Source organism: Sphingomonas sp. IC-11, from assembly GCF_021043365.1.
Lineage (GTDB): Bacteria > Pseudomonadota > Alphaproteobacteria > Sphingomonadales > Sphingomonadaceae > Sphingomonas.
Genome location: NZ_JAJNDU010000001.1, coordinates 495,252 through 511,727 on the forward strand (window position 1 = coordinate 495,252; position 16,476 = coordinate 511,727).

The 16,476-nt window shown below is 65.6% G+C and carries 17 protein-coding genes; 13 read left to right on the plus strand and 4 right to left on the minus strand.

The window, feature by feature from the left end:
• The first annotated feature begins 258 nt into the window (after positions 1 to 258).
• Both LQ954_RS02310 and LQ954_RS02315 read left to right on the plus strand, forming a co-directional pair.
• Positions 259 to 1,104: a class I SAM-dependent methyltransferase gene (locus tag LQ954_RS02310; protein ID WP_231021759.1), complete on the plus strand. Its 846-nt coding sequence runs from the start codon at positions 259 to 261 to the stop codon at positions 1,102 to 1,104.
• Positions 1,101 to 1,733 (plus strand): glutathione S-transferase family protein, encoded by a 633-nt coding sequence (locus tag LQ954_RS02315; protein WP_231021761.1) that lies wholly within the window; start codon positions 1,101 to 1,103, stop codon positions 1,731 to 1,733. Before LQ954_RS02310 ends, LQ954_RS02315 begins: the two co-directional genes overlap by 4 nt.
• Before the next feature lie 68 nt (positions 1,734 to 1,801).
• Here LQ954_RS02315 and LQ954_RS02320 read toward each other — a convergent pair whose 3' ends face one another.
• Entirely contained in the window at positions 1,802 to 3,154 is a 1,353-nt protein-coding gene (locus LQ954_RS02320) for a dicarboxylate/amino acid:cation symporter (RefSeq protein WP_231021762.1), read from the minus strand.
• A 267-nt stretch (positions 3,155 to 3,421) separates the two neighbouring features.
• Positions 3,422 to 3,742 carry a YnfA family protein gene (locus tag LQ954_RS02325; RefSeq protein ID WP_231021763.1) on the minus strand — a complete coding sequence of 107 codons (321 nt, stop codon included), beginning with the start codon at positions 3,740 to 3,742 and terminating at the stop codon, positions 3,422 to 3,424.
• Between the two features lie 111 nt (positions 3,743 to 3,853).
• Between LQ954_RS02325 and LQ954_RS02330 the strand changes: the two genes are divergently transcribed.
• Both LQ954_RS02330 and alaS read left to right on the plus strand, forming a co-directional pair.
• Entirely contained in the window at positions 3,854 to 4,228 is a 375-nt protein-coding gene (locus LQ954_RS02330; RefSeq protein ID WP_227771527.1) for a DUF4440 domain-containing protein, read from the plus strand.
• Between the two features lie 96 nt (positions 4,229 to 4,324).
• Positions 4,325 to 6,988 (plus strand): alanine--tRNA ligase, encoded by a 2,664-nt coding sequence (gene alaS, locus LQ954_RS02335; RefSeq protein WP_231021764.1) that lies wholly within the window; start codon positions 4,325 to 4,327, stop codon positions 6,986 to 6,988.
• 361 nt (positions 6,989 to 7,349) lie between these two features.
• Here alaS and LQ954_RS02340 read toward each other — a convergent pair whose 3' ends face one another.
• Positions 7,350 to 7,898 carry a hypothetical protein gene (locus tag LQ954_RS02340; protein ID WP_231021765.1) on the minus strand — a complete coding sequence of 183 codons (549 nt, stop codon included), beginning with the start codon at positions 7,896 to 7,898 and terminating at the stop codon, positions 7,350 to 7,352.
• A 161-nt stretch (positions 7,899 to 8,059) separates the two neighbouring features.
• On the opposite strand from LQ954_RS02340, the gene LQ954_RS02345 reads away from it, so the two are divergent.
• Positions 8,060 to 8,764 (plus strand): glutathione S-transferase family protein, encoded by a 705-nt coding sequence (locus LQ954_RS02345; RefSeq protein ID WP_231021766.1) that lies wholly within the window; start codon positions 8,060 to 8,062, stop codon positions 8,762 to 8,764.
• Here the strand turns inward: LQ954_RS02345 and LQ954_RS02350 are convergent.
• Positions 8,761 to 9,249 carry a DNA-deoxyinosine glycosylase gene (locus LQ954_RS02350; RefSeq protein WP_330999928.1) on the minus strand — a complete coding sequence of 163 codons (489 nt, stop codon included), beginning with the start codon at positions 9,247 to 9,249 and terminating at the stop codon, positions 8,761 to 8,763. The two genes, LQ954_RS02345 and LQ954_RS02350, sit on opposite strands and share 4 nt — an antisense overlap.
• 152 nt (positions 9,250 to 9,401) lie before the next feature.
• Between LQ954_RS02350 and LQ954_RS02355 the strand changes: the two genes are divergently transcribed.
• From LQ954_RS02355 to LQ954_RS16080, 8 genes are all read left to right on the plus strand, one after another.
• A complete protein-coding gene (locus LQ954_RS02355; RefSeq protein ID WP_227771532.1) occupies positions 9,402 to 10,382 on the plus strand; it encodes a cysteine synthase A in 981 nt (326 codons plus the stop codon).
• Positions 10,383 to 10,462: 80 nt separating this feature from the next.
• Positions 10,463 to 10,714 (plus strand): hypothetical protein, encoded by a 252-nt coding sequence (locus LQ954_RS02360; RefSeq protein ID WP_231021769.1) that lies wholly within the window; start codon positions 10,463 to 10,465, stop codon positions 10,712 to 10,714.
• 271 nt (positions 10,715 to 10,985) lie between these two features.
• Positions 10,986 to 11,528: a division/cell wall cluster transcriptional repressor MraZ gene (locus LQ954_RS02365; RefSeq protein ID WP_227771534.1), complete on the plus strand. Its 543-nt coding sequence runs from the start codon at positions 10,986 to 10,988 to the stop codon at positions 11,526 to 11,528.
• Entirely contained in the window at positions 11,525 to 12,499 is a 975-nt protein-coding gene (gene rsmH, locus LQ954_RS02370; RefSeq protein WP_231021771.1) for a 16S rRNA (cytosine(1402)-N(4))-methyltransferase RsmH, read from the plus strand. The genes LQ954_RS02365 and rsmH overlap by 4 nt, the downstream gene beginning before the upstream one ends.
• Complete coding sequence (locus LQ954_RS02375; protein WP_231021773.1) at positions 12,500 to 13,159, plus strand: hypothetical protein; 660 nt, start codon at positions 12,500 to 12,502, stop codon at positions 13,157 to 13,159.
• On the plus strand, positions 13,156 to 14,880 hold the full coding sequence (locus LQ954_RS02380) for a peptidoglycan D,D-transpeptidase FtsI family protein (RefSeq protein WP_231021774.1): 1,725 nt from the start codon (positions 13,156 to 13,158) through the stop codon (positions 14,878 to 14,880). Before LQ954_RS02375 ends, LQ954_RS02380 begins: the two co-directional genes overlap by 4 nt.
• Positions 14,877 to 16,298 (plus strand): UDP-N-acetylmuramoyl-L-alanyl-D-glutamate--2,6-diaminopimelate ligase, encoded by a 1,422-nt coding sequence (locus LQ954_RS02385; protein WP_231021775.1) that lies wholly within the window; start codon positions 14,877 to 14,879, stop codon positions 16,296 to 16,298. Before LQ954_RS02380 ends, LQ954_RS02385 begins: the two co-directional genes overlap by 4 nt.
• Entirely contained in the window at positions 16,288 to 16,416 is a 129-nt protein-coding gene (locus tag LQ954_RS16080) for a hypothetical protein (RefSeq protein WP_269142115.1), read from the plus strand. Before LQ954_RS02385 ends, LQ954_RS16080 begins: the two co-directional genes overlap by 11 nt.
• Positions 16,417 to 16,476 lie beyond the last annotated feature (60 nt).

Genomic DNA, 16,476 nt, shown 5'->3' on the forward strand with positions numbered 1-16,476 from the left:
GGATGGCGAGCCAAACGTTCCAGTCGCGCCATGGCGCTTTTGCGACGGCTATCCACTTCTCCCCGCGCGAGCGCCCGGGCGCAAAGTGCGCAGCCTATCGGCGCCGGCTCGAAGGGTCCAGCACCCGGTCCCGCCTCATCCGAGCCCAGCCATCCCCACCATGCTCATCGATCGTGACATTCGCGTCATGGCCGTTGCCCTTTCCCTTTGCGGGCGCAGGCCTCACACCGGCTGTCACAATAATGAAGGACTATGCCCATGACCGCCGCTCCTGAATGGCAGACCCGTGTCGGCGACGTCTGGGCCGCCGAATGGCGCCGCACCGATCGCAGCTTCGCCGCGCTGTCGCAGCTTCTCGATGCCGCCATCCTCGCCGTGGCGCCTGACGCGGGTCGTGCCGCCGATCTTGGCTGCGGCGCCGGAGTGACCAGCCTTGCACTTGCCGCGGCCCGGCCTCGACTGGAGATCATGGGCGTCGACCTTTCCGCCGCCCTCGTCGCCGTCGCGCAGGAGCGTGCCGCGCAGCATGGGCTCGACAATCTCCGCTTCGTCACCGGCATGGTGCCGCAGGTGCTCGCGCCGCATGCGCCCTTCGATCTGGCCGTCTCGCGCCACGGCGTGATGTTCTTCGACGATCCGGTTGCTGCGTTTCGCGGCATTGCCGCTGCGCTTCGTCCCGGCGCCCCGCTGGTTTTCTCCTGCTTCCGTAGCGGCGCGGAAAACCCTTGGGCGTCGCGCACGATCGCCGCACTCGGCGGGCGGCTGGATGCGCCGGCCGGCTACGCGCCTGGCCCGTTCGCCTTTGCCGATCGGGAAATGGTGCACCAGCTGCTGAGCGACGCAGGCTTCGCCGACATCTCCGTCACGCCTGCCGACTATCCGTATCGCGCCGGCGAGGGCACGGATCCCGCCGCGGACGCTGCCGACTTCTTCCGCCGCATCGGACCGGTATCGCGCGCGATCGCCGAAGCGTCCGAAGCGGACCGCCCGGCACTGCTGGAGCGGTTGCGCGTTGTGCTCGCCGAGCAGGTGGCGGGAGATGTGCTCGAATTCCCCGCCGCAGCCTGGATCGTCACGGCACGTGCACAGGGGAGGGGCCAATGATCATCGTCCACCATCTCGAAAATTCGCGATCGCAGCGTGTGCTGTGGATGCTGGAGGAACTGCGGCTCCCCTATGAGGTGCGCCGCTATGAACGGGATCGCAAGACGATGCTCGCCCCGCCGGAGCTGCGCCGCATCCACCCGCTCGGCAAATCGCCGGTGATCGAGGATACGGACGATGGCGGGCGGGTGGTCGCCGAAACGGGCGCCATCGTCGAATATCTGGTGGACAAGGCGGATGGCCGGCTAGGCCCGCCGGCGAACCGGGCGGCGGCGCTCGATTACCGCTATTGGCTGCATTACGCCGAGGGCTCGCTGATGCCGCCGCTGCTCGTCACCCTGGTGCTCAGCCGCGTGCCCTTGTTCGGCAAGGCAGCGCAGAAGCGGATCCGGCCATGGATCGAAACTCACCTCGATTTTGTGGAATCGCACCTCGCCGCCCACCCGTGGTTTGCGGGGGATTCGCTCACGGCGGCGGATGTGATGATGAGCTTCCCGCTGGAAGCGGCGCGCAGCCGTGGGGGGCTTGATGCGGCACGCCCCGCCACCATCGCCTGGTTGGAAAAGGTCCATGCCCGGCCCGCCTATCAGGCGGCACTGCGCGCGGGCGGACCCTATGATTATGCCTGACGGACGAGCGCCTTAGCCGCTCTCCGCCGGAGCCACGATCGCGCGGCTCCGGCGGTGATTGCCCTAACTCAGGCGTGCCGGTCGGCGCTGCCCAGCGATGGCGTATCGTGGAAACTGTCGGTGGCATGCGCCGGGCCATGGCCGCTCGGCGCGGCCGGCCCGTCGATCGCGTCCGGCTCCAGCGGGTCGAGCTTGCCTTCCCACTTGGCGATCACCGCACTCGCCACCGCGTTGCCGACCACGTTGGTCGCGGACCGACCCATGTCGAGGAAATGGTCGATGCCGAGGATCAGCAGCAGGCCGGCCTCCGGAATGTCGAAGAAGCCAAGCGTCGCCGCGATCACCACCAGGCTGGCGCGCGGCACGCCCGCGATGCCCTTGCTGGTGATCATCAGCACCAGCAGCATGGTGATTTCCTGCCCCAGCGTCAGATCGATGCCATAAGCCTGCGCGATGAAGATCGTCGCAAAGGTCATGTAGATCATCGAGCCGTCGAGGTTGAAGCTGTAGCCCAGCGGCAGCACGAAGCTGGCAATGCGCGGCGGAACGCCGAACTTGTCCAGCGCTTCCAACGTGCGCGGATAGGCCGCTTCGGACGAGGCGGTGGAAAAGGCGAGCAGCAGCGGCTCGCGCACATAGCGCACGAGCAGCGTCGTGCGGCGACCGACGATCAGGTAGCAGACCCCGATCAGCAGCAGCCACAGCAGGATCATGCCAAGATAGAAGGTGCCCATGAAATAGGCGAGGTTGCCGATGATCGACGGGCCGCGTTCCGCCAGCGTCCCGGTGACGGCGGCGAACACCGCCACGGGCGCAAAGCGCATCACGTAATTAGTGACGGTCAGCATCACCTGCACGAGTGCTTCGATGCCCCGCACCAGCGGCGCCGCCTTTTCGCCCACGGCGGTGATAGCGACGCCGATGAAGATCGAGAAGATCACGATCTGCAGGATTTCGTTCTTCGCCATCGCCTCGATCCCGGAGGCGGGGAAGACGTGGGTGATGAAATCTTTGAGGTTGAAGGCGGCCTTTTCCACGCCGCTCGCCTCGTTCACCGGCGGCAGGGGGAAGTTGAGCCCGACGCCCGGCTGGAACAGGTTGACGAGGATCAGCCCGAGCGTGAGGCTCACCAGGCTGGCGCAGAGGAACCAGCCGACCGAGCGGATGCCGATACGGCCGAGCGCTGCGGTGTCGCCCATATGGGCAATGCCGGCCACCAGGGTTGCGAACACCAGCGGGGCGATGATCATCTTGATCAGCCGCAGGAATACGGCAGTGACGATCGAGAAATACCCGGCGATGTCCTTCAACTGGGCGGCGGCGGCAGGGGAGCCGTCGTCAATCAGTGCGTTCAGCGACAGGCCCAGAACAATGCCCGCTGCCAGGCCGATCATGATATACAAGGTCAGCCGCTTGGCCATGTATGCTCCGTCATCGTGGAACCGCAGCGTCCCTCGAAATCACCCTGTCGGCCCCCCTTTCGTGAAGGAAGCGGCTCATCGGCAGGCATGCGGCGGACAACGACGGTCGTTTTGCACCGTGAAGGGGATTGCCGGGGCTAGGTCAAGCCCACGCGTCACATCGCGCGAGTGCGGGGCCGCGCGCGGCCTGCTTCGCCCCGGCGGCGATCGACTTACCCGGCGCAGTGCCGACCAGGCGGGATCAGGGCGGAAAAGCCGCCGTTTTCGTCAGGGGCGCGGCCCCAAAAGGATCATCGCTGCCCCGATCAGGCACATTCCGGCACCCGCCAGATCCCATCGATCGGGCCGTGTGCCCTCGGCCAGCCACAGCCAAAGCAATGCCGTAGCGATATAGATTCCCCCATAAGCGGCATAGGCTCGCCCGGCGTGATCGGCATCCACCAGCGTCAGCAGGTAGGCGAAGAGGCAAAGCGAGCCGATCCCCGGCACGATCCACCATGCCGATCGATCCAGCCTCAGCCATGCCCAGAAACTGAAGCAGCCGGCGATTTCCGCCACGGCCGCGCCGATGAAGGCGAATGCGCTCATGATGCCGGTTTCTGCCGCAAGCCAGCGCCCTCGGCCAGTGCCTCCGCCCACCATGCGGCAGGGAACGATCACTTTGCGCTGCGCTCTTGGGACACGAGGAGAACAAGCGCCATGGAAGACGCACGCATCTGGAGCTTCGAGAAGAGCCTGTGGACCGGCGGTGCCGAAGTGTATCGTGAACTGGTCGACGACGAATGCGTCATGGTGCTGCCGGCGCAGCCCTTCGTGTACAAGGCCCAAGCGGCGATCGAAGCCGTGGCCAACACGCCGCGCTGGTCCGACGTGGAATTCAGCGAGCAGCAGGTCATGCGCCCGCAGGAAGGGCTGATCACCATCGCGTACAAGGCAGCCGCGCGACGTGAGGGCGGCGATGATTATGTCGCTTATTGCACCACCACCATGCGACGACTGGATCATGAGGTCTGGCGGGTCGTGCAGCACCAGCAGACATTGCCCCCGATTGCCGGCGGCGCGACGCAGGGCTGAAGAGCGTCCGTGCGCCCCGCCAAAACGGCGGAAACGGGAAGATACGGTAACGCAATCCGCTAGTCATGGGGCGCGTCCTTTATTAAGTCGCGCACCATGACCTCGACGAACGACATCCGCCGCAGCTTCCTCGACTACTTCGGCTCGGCCGGGCACAGCGTCGTGCCCTCCGCGCCGCTGGTGCCGCAGAACGATCCGACGCTGATGTTCGTCAACGCGGGCATGGTGCCGTTCAAGAACGTGTTCACCGGCCTGGAAACCCGGCCGTACTCCACCGCTACTTCATCGCAGAAGTGCGTGCGCGCCGGGGGCAAGCACAATGATCTCGACAATGTCGGCTATACCGCGCGGCATCACACCTTCTTCGAGATGCTCGGCAATTTCTCGTTCGGCGATTATTTCAAGGAACAGGCGATCACCCACGCCTGGACCCTGCTGACCAAGGAATGGGGCCTTCCCGCCGACAAGCTGACCGCGACCGTCTATCACACCGACGATCAGGCGTTCGATCTGTGGAAGAAGATCGCCGGCCTCCCCGACCACCGCATCATCCGCATTCCGACCAAGGACAATTTCTGGGCGATGGGTTCGGATGGTCCGTGCGGTCCGTGCAGCGAGATCTTCTACGATCACGGTGATCATATCCCCGGTGGCCCTCCCGGCTCGCCGGACGAGGATGGCGATCGCTTCGTCGAGGTGTGGAACCTCGTCTTCATGCAGTTCGTGCAGGAAGCCGACACGATCATCGGCGATCTGCCGCGCCCGTCGATCGACACCGGCATGGGGCTGGAACGCATCGCCGCGGTCATGCAGGGCGTGCACGACAATTATGATACGGACACGTTCAAGGCGCTGATCGCCGCCTCGGGCGCGCTGACCCACACTGCGACGACCGGCGCCAATCAGGCCAGCCACCGCGTTATCGCCGATCACCTGCGCTGCGCCGGCTTCCTCGTCGCCGACGGCGTGCTGCCGTCCAACGAAGGCCGCGGCTATGTCCTGCGCCGCATCATGCGTCGCGCGATGCGTCACGCGCATCTGCTCGGCGCGAAGGAGCCGTTGATGCACCGCCTGGTGCCGGCGCTGGTCGCCGAAATGGGCGCGGCTTATCCTGAACTCGTCCGTGCCCAGCCGCTGATCGAGGCGACGCTCTCCCAGGAGGAAACCCGTTTCCGCCAGACGCTCGACAAGGGGCTGAAGCTCCTCGACGAGGCGACCGCGGGGATGAAGCCGGGCGACGTGCTGCCGGGCGAAACCGCGTTCAAGCTCTATGACACCTTCGGCTTCCCCTATGATCTGACCGAGGACGCGCTGCGCACCCAGTCGTTCGGCGTCGACCGTGCCGGCTTCGACGCTGCGATGGCGGAGCAGAAGCGCGCCGCCCGCGCCGCCTGGAAGGGCTCGGGCGCGAAGGCCTCCGACGAATTGTGGTTCGACCTCGCCGAGGAAGTCGGCGCGACCGAATTCACCGGCTATTCCAGCGATGTGGGTGAGGGCATCGTCCTCGCGCTGGTCAAGGACGGCGGGCGGGTGGAAAAGGCTGCGGCCGGCGATCAGGTCGACGTGATCGTCAACCAGACCCCCTTCTACGCCGAAAGCGGCGGTCAAGTCGGCGACGCCGGCACGATCAGCAACGAGGGCGGTCTTGCTGCCGAGGTCACCGATACCTCGAAGCAGCTCGGCAAGCTGTGGGTCCATCACGCGACGCTCGGCACCGGCGAGATCAAGGTCGGCGATACGGTCAGGCTCGCGATCGACGTCGCCCGCCGCGCCGCGATCCGCGCCAACCACTCCGCCACGCACTTGCTGCATGAGGCGCTGCGCCAGCGGCTCGGCACGCATGTCGCGCAGAAGGGCTCGCTGGTGGCGCCCGATCGGCTGCGCTTCGACGTCAGCCATTCCAGCGCTATGACCGCCGAGGAACTGGCCGATGCGGAGGCCGCGGTGAACGCCAAGATCCGTCAGAACACGCCCGTCACCACCCGGCTGATGACGCCCGACGATGCCATCGCGATGGGCGCGATGGCGCTATTCGGCGAAAAGTACGGCGACGAGGTCCGCGTCGTCTCGATGGGCAGCGATGACGGCGGCAAGACCTATTCGGTCGAGCTGTGCGGTGGCACCCATGTCAGTGCGCTCGGCGACATCGGCCTGTTCAAGGTGATCGGCGAGGGCGCCGTGTCCTCGGGCGTTCGCCGCGTCGAGGCGCTGACCGGCGAAGCCGCGCGCGCCTATCTCTCCTCGCGCGACGAGAAGCTGCGCGAGGCAGCCTCCGCGCTGCGCACCACCCCCGACGAAGTCCCCGGCCGCGTCGCCTCGCTGCTCGAGGAAAAGCGCCGGCTGGAGCGTGAGCTGGCCGAGGCGAAGAAGGCGCTGGCAATGGGCGGCGGCAGCGGCGCGGCGCCCGCGGGGCCGGAAGCCGTCGGCGGGGTTGCCTTTGTCGGCCAGGTGCTGAACGGCTTTGAGGCCAAGGGTCTGCGCGGCGCGGTGGACGATGCCAAGAAGCGCATCGGCTCGGGCGTGGCTGCGCTGGTCGCGGTCAACGATGGCCGCGCGACGGTCGCGGTCGGTGTCACCGACGATCTGGTCGCAACCTACAATGCCGTCGATCTGGTGAAGCGCGCGGTGGCCGCGGTCGGCGGGCAAGGCGGCGGTGGCCGGCCCGACATGGCGCAGGGCGGCGGCCCGGACGGCGACAAGGCCGACGACGCGCTCGCTGCCGTGCGCGCTGCACTCGAAGAAGCGAAGGTGGTCGCCTGAGGCTCGGCACCGTTCGGGCCTGACCCGGACGGTTGCCGCACTGCTGGATCCGGTTCAGCCGTTGGGACTTCTCATCCGGCTGGTCGGTTCAGGTACGCGCGTCTGGGTCGCGGCGGAGCCAGGAAGCGGCGGGGCAACTCGAGCCGACTTGGGATCGCCGCGCGGCTTTGCTCCGCCCGACAGGTCGAAGGCGTCCCGAATCACTGCAGCAATGTTGCTGGCCGGCGATCTGCGGACCGCGGCCGGGAACAGGCCGCGCGGGCCAGCATCTAGGCCGATCTTCTCCGCTTCCGGCCCGCACGCCCCCGGCGAGAGGCCGGGTATTTGGCCGCGGCGCTGGTCCAGCCCCGCGGCCAGTCACTCACTTGCCGGCCATCGCCGCGTCAAGCTGCTCCGCGGTCATCCCGATCGTCACACCCTTCGGACCAGGCCCGAACGACCCGATCGGCAGCCGCGCATCGCCCTTGGCGGTGGTCAACGTGACGAACTGGCCCTCCACGGCCTTGATCGTGCCGAGCGAGTTTCCGCCGGCACCGTAAACTGTGGCGCCAGCGGTCAACTGCGACTGGAAATTCTGCGCGGCCTGCGCCGCGCCCTGTCCGGCCGCCGTCTCAAGCTCTGCCTTGGTCATGCCGAGCACTGGCCCCTTCGGGCCGGTGCCGAGCGAGGTGAGCGGGATCGATGCCTTGACCGTGCCAGTGTCGATCACGGCATTGGTGCCGTCGGTCGATGCGATCGTGCCCACCGTGCCACCCTGGGCATCATAAACGGTGCCGCCGACCGCCGGACCTGCACCGGCCGGGGCCACAGCCGGGCTTGCTGGTGCGGCGGGAGCGGGAGCCTGGGTGCCTTGCGCATTGGCGGCGAGCGGCGTTGCGGTGGCAAGCAGCAGGAGTGCGTAACGGTACATGGTTACTCCTCTTTATTGGTTCGACAGTGCAACGAGGCCGCCGCACACCGGTTCCGTGCAAGCCACTCTCGGCGGATCGAGCCGTTCAAAGGATGAACAGAGCAATCGCCCGAGACTCACGCTATAGCTGAAGCGCTTACCTGCCAGAGGAGCGCGCCATCATGACCGATCTCTCCGACTTCCCGATCACCCGGCGTTGGCCACCGCGGCGGCCCGATGTTCTGCAATATTATGGCTTGCCCACACCAAATGGCGTCAAGGTCTCGATCATGCTTGAGGAGACGGGCCTGCCCTATGAGGTGCATCTGGTCGACTTCGCGACCAATGACCAAAAATCACCAGAGTTTCTGTCGCTAAATCCAAACGGAAAGATCCCCGCCATTCTCGATCCGCACGGGCCCGATGGCAGCCCGCTCGGCTTATTCGAAAGCGGAGCGATCCTTCTGTATTTGGCCGAGAAGTCGGGAAAGTTTCTCCCGACTTCCGCCGGTGATCGCTGGCACAGTGTTCAATGGCTGATGTTTCAGATGGGCGGCCTCGGGCCGATGTTTGGGCAACTTGGTTTCTTCAATAAGTTCGCTGGTCGCGAATGGGAGGATAAGCGCCCGCTCCAGCGCTACGTCGACGAATCCAAACGGCTGCTGGGCGTGATGGACGCCGCGCTCGAGGGCAGGCGCTGGTTCCTTGGGGACGAATATACGATCGCCGACATTTCCATGATCGGCTGGGTACGAAACCTCATCACCTTTTACGAAGCGCGTGAAATTACTGGCTTTGATGGATTCCAGCATGTCGCCAAGTGGCTGGGGCGGGCGCTGGAGCGCCCTGCGGTTCAGCGGGGGCTGACGATACCGGCGCGAGGTTAACGCAGATAGGCAGTAATGGCGTCCCACGCCGGCTGCTTGGCAGTGCGCCCGACGGTGTGAAGCGGGCTGGAGGAGGGTAAGGCGAGAACGGCAAGGTTCCGTCCCTCCACCAGCGTTCGGCCAAGCGACAGCGCCTTGCCCCCGTTGAACGCGACGGCCCGCAGCGCTGGCAGTCGATCCAGCAAGGTGGGCAAATCGTTCGCTGCTGCGTCACGGATGGTCGCGTCCGTGCTGCCGACGCGCCGCGCGGTCGCCACGACATCCCACAGGGCGATCCGAGCCGCCTTCAACGCCTCAAGCCGCTCCTGATACCCGAGCGAGCGCAGGTCCTGCCCGACGATCGGCGTCATCAACTCCCAGAATTGGTTCTGCGGATGCGCGTAGTAGCGGCGCTCCGCCAGGCTTCGCTCGCCGGGCAGGCTGCCGAGAACAAGGACGCGCGCATCCGGCGCCACTACGGGTGGAAATGATGATTTTACCGTCACATCCGTCTGCCTTCTAACGCCTACTTGCAAAGCACCGATCTGAGCTCAAGTCCTTGATTAACTTCGGTTGGCCGCGCCAGTAGCAGGGCTATCGCTGGCCAAAGACTAAGCCGCGGTTGCCGGGTCGCGCCCGCCGCGCCATCTAGGCGATCATGCACACTGCTTCAGACACGCTTTCGCTTATCGGCCATACCCCGCTTGTTCGTCTCAAGGGGCCCAGCGAAGCAACCGGTTGCGACATCTTCGGCAAATGCGAATTCGCCAACCCCGGCGCCAGCGTGAAGGATCGCGCGGCATTGTTCATCGTGGAGGATGCGGAGGCGCGTGGCGCGCTCCAGCCCGGCGGCACGATCGTGGAAGGCACGGCCGGCAACACCGGCATTGGTCTGGCGCTGGTCGCCAACGCCAAGGGGTATCGCACCATCATCGTGATGCCGGACACGCAATCCAAGGAGAAGATGGACACGTTGCGCGCGCTCGGTGCCGAGCTGGTGACCGTGCCCGCGGCGCCTTACTCCAGCCCGTGCCATTTCGTGCATCAGTCCCGCCGCATCGCGGAGGAAACGCCAGGGGCGGTCTGGGCAAACCAGTTCGACAATATCGCTAATCGCCGGGCTCACATCGTCGGCACTGCCGAGGAGCTCTGGGCTCAGATGGACGGTCGCATCGACGGCTTCACGTGCGCAGCCGGCACAGGCGGAACCATCGCAGGCGTCGGCCTAGGACTGAAGGAAAAGGACGAGCGGATTACCATTGCGCTCAGCGATCCGCACGGCGCCGCCCTGTACGAATTCTACGCTCACGGCGAGTTGAAGAGCGAGGGATCGTCGGTCGCCGAAGGCATTGGCCAGGGGCGGATCACCGCCAACTTAGAGGGTGCGCCGATCGATACGCAGTTCCGCATCTCGGATGCCGAAGGGCTGGAGTGGGTGGATCGGCTGCTGGCGGAGGAGGGGCTTTGTCTCGGTCTTTCGTCGGGCATCAATGTTGCCGGTGCGGTGCGCCTGGCCAGGGCGCTTGGACCGGGCAAAAGGATTGCAACAATCCTTTGCGACACTGGCTTCCGCTACCTGTCGACCCTTCACAATCCTGCCTGGCGCGAATCGAAGGGGCTGTCGCTGGCGCGGCCTTGACCATCGGAATTCGACAAGCGCGCGACACGGCGTTAGAGTCGCACGACAAGATGAAGCAAGGCGCATCCTCTAGCCAGGCGATGCAGCGTGTTCGGGTCGGCATGGTCGGTCTGGCCGCTGTGATCCTTCTGATCGGCCTTGTCAGCGCTCTGTTCAGCGCGGCGAACCGCCAGCAGCCAGTCACTGCCGCGACTAGCGCGGCGGAGGTGGCGAACATGACCTCAGCCAACACTGCCTCCCCGGCGGAGGCGGACAATGAGCCGCTGGCCCAGCTCGGAGTCGCGCCGAGCACTGCCGAAGCGAGCCCGGCTCCGGAAAACGCCCCCAAATGATTCTGGATAAAATGGGGAAAGCAGGGGAACGGGCGCTGTTGCGCGCCCGAACCACTACTTTCGTCAGCGTTGCGCCAAGAACCAAGCACGAACACACGTGCGCCACCTTGCTCAGGAGCGGCCGTTTCCCGTCCAGTTGAGCCGGTTTCCCCGATCCTCCCCGATTTTCCCTTCCCATCCCCGACCGTCGCTGATAATTGTTTAGCGACAGAGGGGCAGGACCACTGTTGTTTGCGGGTAGCGACAACCAAAGGGCGGCGAGGGCCGACTTTTGGAACAGGGTCTCTTGCGCGCCTTGTGCGAGGTGGGCGTGTCGGAACGGGTGGATTATCTTGGGAAGGGGGTCGGCCTTGTCGATGACAAGGGCCGGGTTGCCATTCCCAGCACCCTTCGCGCCGCCCTTGCCCAGAATGCTCCCCGGCCGGACGGCAAGGACGGGGGGACCGTGCTGGTGGGTGTTCATCCCGATTTTCCCTGCCTTATCGCTCATGATCGCGGCTACATCGAGTTTGCGAAGAATCAGCTGATCCAGCGCCAGAACGAAGCCGGGACGCACACCGGCTCCGCTGCTTATTATGCGCCGCGCATGCGCGGTGCCTCGGTCGAGCCCGTGCCGTTCGACGGAAGTGGCCGCTTCATCCTGCCCGCGGCCGAGCGCGAACTTGCTGGAATCGCTGACATCGCCTTCTTCCTTGGCGACTATGAAAGCTTCATGATCTGGGATCCGCGTGCGCTCGTGGCGCATGACGGCGTGGACGAGATGGTGAAGCGCCACGCAACGATCATGTGTCGCGACAAGGGTATCACGCTGTGACGGGTGGTCCGCACATTCCCGTCCTGCTTGATGAAGTGCTTGCCGCGCTTTCTCCTGCGCCGGGTGAGACCATCGTTGACGCGACCTTCGGGGCCGGCGGCTATACGCGGGCCCTGCTGGCCACCGGCGCGCGCGTCTTCGCCTTTGATCGTGATCCTGATGCGATCGCCGCCGGGCAACAGCTGGCGGCGGCGGAGTCCGGTCTCACCCTCATCGCAGCCGAATTTTCACGGCTGGACAGGGAGCTTGCTGCTCGCGGCGTCGTGGCGGTCGATGGCGTGACGATGGATATTGGCGTTTCGTCCATGCACCTCGATCAGGCGGCGCGTGGCTTCTCCTTCCAGCAGGACGGCCCGCTCGACATGCGCATGAGCCAGGAGGGGGAGAGCGCCGCCGACTTCCTGAACAATGCGGACGAGGCGGAGATCGCCGACGTGCTGTGGCGATATGGCGAAGAGCCCAAGTCGCGCCGGGTGGCTCGCGCCATTGTCGCCGCGCGGCCGCTGCAGACCACCGGCGATCTGGCGCGCGTGGTTCGCAAGGCACTGGGGCATCGGCCGCACGACAAGAAGGATCCGGCGACTCGCGCTTTTCAGGCCGTTCGCATCCATGTGAATCGTGAGCTTGACGAGCTGGCTGAGGGACTGGCCGCGGCGGAGCGGGTGCTCGCGCCGGGCGGGCGGCTGGCCGTTGTCAGCTTCCACTCGCTGGAAGATCGCATGATCAAGCGCTTTCTTCGCGAGCGTAGCGGCGGAACGCCGGCAGGGTCTCGGCATCGGCCGGCTGCGGTCGATACGCGGGAATCGACATTCGAGATCGTTGGGCGTGCCGTACGCCCGACTGCGGCGGAGGTAGCGCGCAACCCGCGCGCCCGATCCGCCACCTTGCGGATGGCGCGGCGGACTGCGGCGCCAGCATGGGGCGAGCTCAAAACAGATGTGGCGGGGCGGGTTGCGAGTGGAGACGAGTAAATGACGGCGGCGTATCGACTAAAGGGACTTGGGTGGTTCGGCGGCGTGGTGATCGTCTCGCTGAGCTTCTATCTTGTCAGCCTGCAAGTGGCGGCCGAGCGCAAGCGTCTGGCGCAGATCGATGCAAAGATCAGTTCGGCGGAGCGCGACATTCGCGCTCTGGAGACCGAGTTTGATGTTCGGTCGAACCTCGCGCAGCTGGAGCGCTGGAACGGCGACACCCTTGCCCTTGTCGCGCCTACCGCTTCGCAGTTCGTGCGTGACGAGGCGCAGCTTGCTGCCATCAGCTTCCGTCCGGGCTCGCAACTTCCCGGAGCCGCTCAGGGTGACGTTCAGACCGCCCAGTTGATCGTTCCCGCCCGCCCGTCCGAAATCGCCCCCGCGGTAATGGAGGACGTACCCGCCGCGCCGCCAGCGACTCTGGTTCAGGTGGCGGCCAAGCCTGCCGCACCACGTTCCGCCTCGGTCAAAGTGGCAGCTGCGGTGACGGAGCCTGCCCGCCCGGCAGTGATCAAGGCTGCGGTGACCACCACCGGCGCGCCTACCGCTTCCATCCGCAAGGCGCACGCCGTTGCGATGCTGGACAAGTCGCTGTTGAGCGATGCCACCCTGGGTGACCTGATGAGCGGCGCTCGCAGCGAGCGAGGCCGCTTGCGTTGACGACAATGGTCGCCCGGGCGACGCGCCCAGCGCGCGTCAGCGAACAGCGGCAGGCGCTGCTTGCGACGCAGCACATGCGCCTGATGGTGCTGCTGCTGCTGTTCGCAGCGGCAATTCTGCTCGTGATCGTGCGCCTGGCGATGCTGGCTTTCGACGGCGGGCCGGAACGAGTGGCTGCCATCAGCACCGCGCCGCGCGGCGACATCGTGGATCGCAATGGGCAGCAGCTAGCCCGGACAATCGATGCATGGACAATCGGCGTCCACCCTCGGCGCTTACTTGGCGACCGCAGCGACATCGCAAAGAAGCTGGCCGATCTGATGCCGGACGTCGGCGACCAGCACCACTTTTATCGCCTGATCACCCGGGACGTGAACTTCACGTATCTGAACCGGCGTGCATCTCCGGCGCTCGTTCAGGCTGTGAATGCCATTGGTGAGCCGGGAATCGTCTTTGATCGCGAAACCCAGCGCCTGTATCCCCAGTCGACGCTGGCGGCGCACGTTCTCGGCTACATCGGAACCACGCAGAAGGATCCGACCGTTCACGGCCGACTTGGCATGGAGCGGGCCCTCGACGAACGGTTGCTGAACCCCGCCATGTCCGGAACGCCGGTCGTGCTGTCGATCGACAGCCGCGTTCAGGCTGCGATGGAGAGCGAACTCGGTCAGTCGATGGCGAGCATGCAGGCGCGCGCGGCTGCGGGTGTGGTGCTCGATGTCGATACCGGTGAGGTCATCGCGATGGTGTCCCTGCCGTTGTTCAACCCGAACCGGGTCGGCATGGCTGGCATCGAACAGCTGCGTAACACCGTGACCCAGAGCGTGTATGAGCTTGGATCAGCGTTCAAGCCGATCGCGATGGCGACGGCGATCGACACGGGCGTCGTCACCGACATGTCGCGCCGCTTCGATGCGACCGCGCCATTGCAGGTGGGCCGATTCCGCATCAAGGACGATCACGCGCAGAACCGGTGGCTCAACATCCCGGAAACCCTGATCCACTCGTCGAATATCGCCACCGCGCGAATTGCGGACGAGATTGGTGCGCAGCGTATGCAGACCATGTTCCGCAAGCTGGGTTTTGACACCAAGCCGGACATCGAACTGGTGGAAAAGGGCCGTCCGCTCTGGCCGCACTATTGGGCGCGCACCACCGTCATGACTACCGCCTACGGCCATGGTATCGCGGTCACTCCGCTTCACCTCGCCAATGCTTATGCGACGCTGGTGAACGGCGGCGTCTGGCGGCCGACCACGCTGTTGAAAGTGCAGCCGGGCGCCGCGCCCAAGGGCCGGCGCGTGATCAGCGAGGCAACCAGCGCTCGCATGCGTCAGTTGCTGCGATTGATTGTTACCGACGGGACGGGGCGCAAGGCCGAGGCGCCGGGTTACCGCGTGGGTGGAAAGACCGGTACCGCGGAGGCGGCAGAGAAGGGCGGCTATGCGCGGAACCGGAACGTGTCGACGTTCGCCGCTGCCTTCCCGATGGACGCCCCACGCTACGTCGTGCTCACCATGATGGACAGTCCAAAGCGAGTGGAGGCTAACCTCTTCCAGACCACGGCAGCTTATACCGCGGCGCCGGTCGTCAGCCGCGTCATCAGCCGTACGGGCGCGATGCTTGGCGTGATCCCCGACGCGCAACGGGACATTGATGTTCGCGAATTGCAGGGGCTGCTCTGGCATGCGCCGGGCGACAAAAAGGTTGAGGCCGAATGAAGCTGGGTGCGCTCACCGGTGGTGACCAGGCCGAAACGGTGACGGGCTTCGCAATCGATCACCGGAAGGTTGCGCCGGGCACCGTCTTTGGCGCTTTCGAAGGAACCCAGGTAAACGGCGAGGACTTCATCCCTGCCGCCATAGCCGCCGGCGCGATCGCGGTGGTGGCCCGTCATGAAGCGCTGGTTGAAGGCGCGGTGCACATTCCGGCGGACAATCCTCGTGCCTGCTTTGCCGAACTCGCCGCTCGCTTCTTCGCGCCATTTCCCGCAACGTGCGTTGCCGTCACCGGCACGAACGGCAAGACGTCGACCGTGGAGCTCACACGTCAGTTGTGGAGGATGGCCGGCCATTCCGCTGCCTCGATCGGCACACTGGGCGTCACTACCTCAGACGAGCGGGTCACCACCGGTTTGACTACGCCGGACGTGGTCACCTTCCTGTCGAACGTGGCCGGGCTTGCACGCGAGGGTGTGAGCCATCTGGCATTTGAGGCCTCGAGTCACGGCCTCACGCAATATCGCACGGAGGGGCTTCACGTTTCGGCGGCAGCGTTCACCAATCTCAGCCGAGACCACCTGGACTACCATGGCGACATGGCGGCCTATTTCACCGCCAAGCTTCGGTTATTTGCGGAGGTGTTGGCGCCGGAAGGGACGGCGGTCGTATGGGCCGACGATCCGCATTCAGAGCGTGTCGTCGACCTCGCTCGCGCCCGCCGCAATCGCCTTTTAACCGTGGGAGAGCACGGCGACCACCTGCGCCTGATATCCCGCGATCCGACGCTGCTGGGCCAGGGGCTTGTGATACTGGCGGATGGCGTGGAACATCGCGTCAACCTGCCGTTGATTGGCGCATATCAAGCAGCGAACGCGCTGATCGCGGCCGGTCTGGTGATCGCAACCGGCGGTGACACCGCAGCAACGATCAGCGGCTTGGCCCGCCTTCAGCCCGTTCGCGGGCGCCTGGAACGCGCCGTCATCGCTCCCAGCGGCGCGCCTGTCTACGTCGATTACGCGCATACGCCTGACGCGCTTGACGCTGCGATTGCGGCCCTTCGACCCCATGTCACCGGCCGGCTAATCCTCGTCTTCGGGGCTGGCGGCGACCGCGATCAGGGCAAGCGGGAGCCGATGGGCGAGATCGCCGCCGCCCATGCGAATCTGGTGATTGTCACTGATGACAATCCGCGCAGCGAACAACCCGCGGCGATCCGCGCCGACATCCTCAAGGGTGCGCCCAACGCGATCGAGCACGGCGATCGCCGCGGGGCCATCCGGCTCGCCATTCAGCAGGCGAGCGCGGACGATATCGTACTGATCGCCGGGAAGGGGCACGAACAGGGGCAGATCGTGGGGGATCTGGTCCTGCCATTTGATGACGTGAATGTAGCCAGGGAGGTTGCAGGTGAAGCGTAAGTTCGTTGTGCCGTCCAAGCCAGTGGTCAGCGAGGGGGAAAAGCCGCCGCGCGAGCGGCGCACCCTAGGGCTGCGGTACGAACTGGTAACTGGCGACGCCGTGAGCGGGCTGCGTTGAGCCAGTGCGACCAGGCTGACCCCAGGTTAGCACCTGTTGCAGCACACTGGCGTTGGCGCT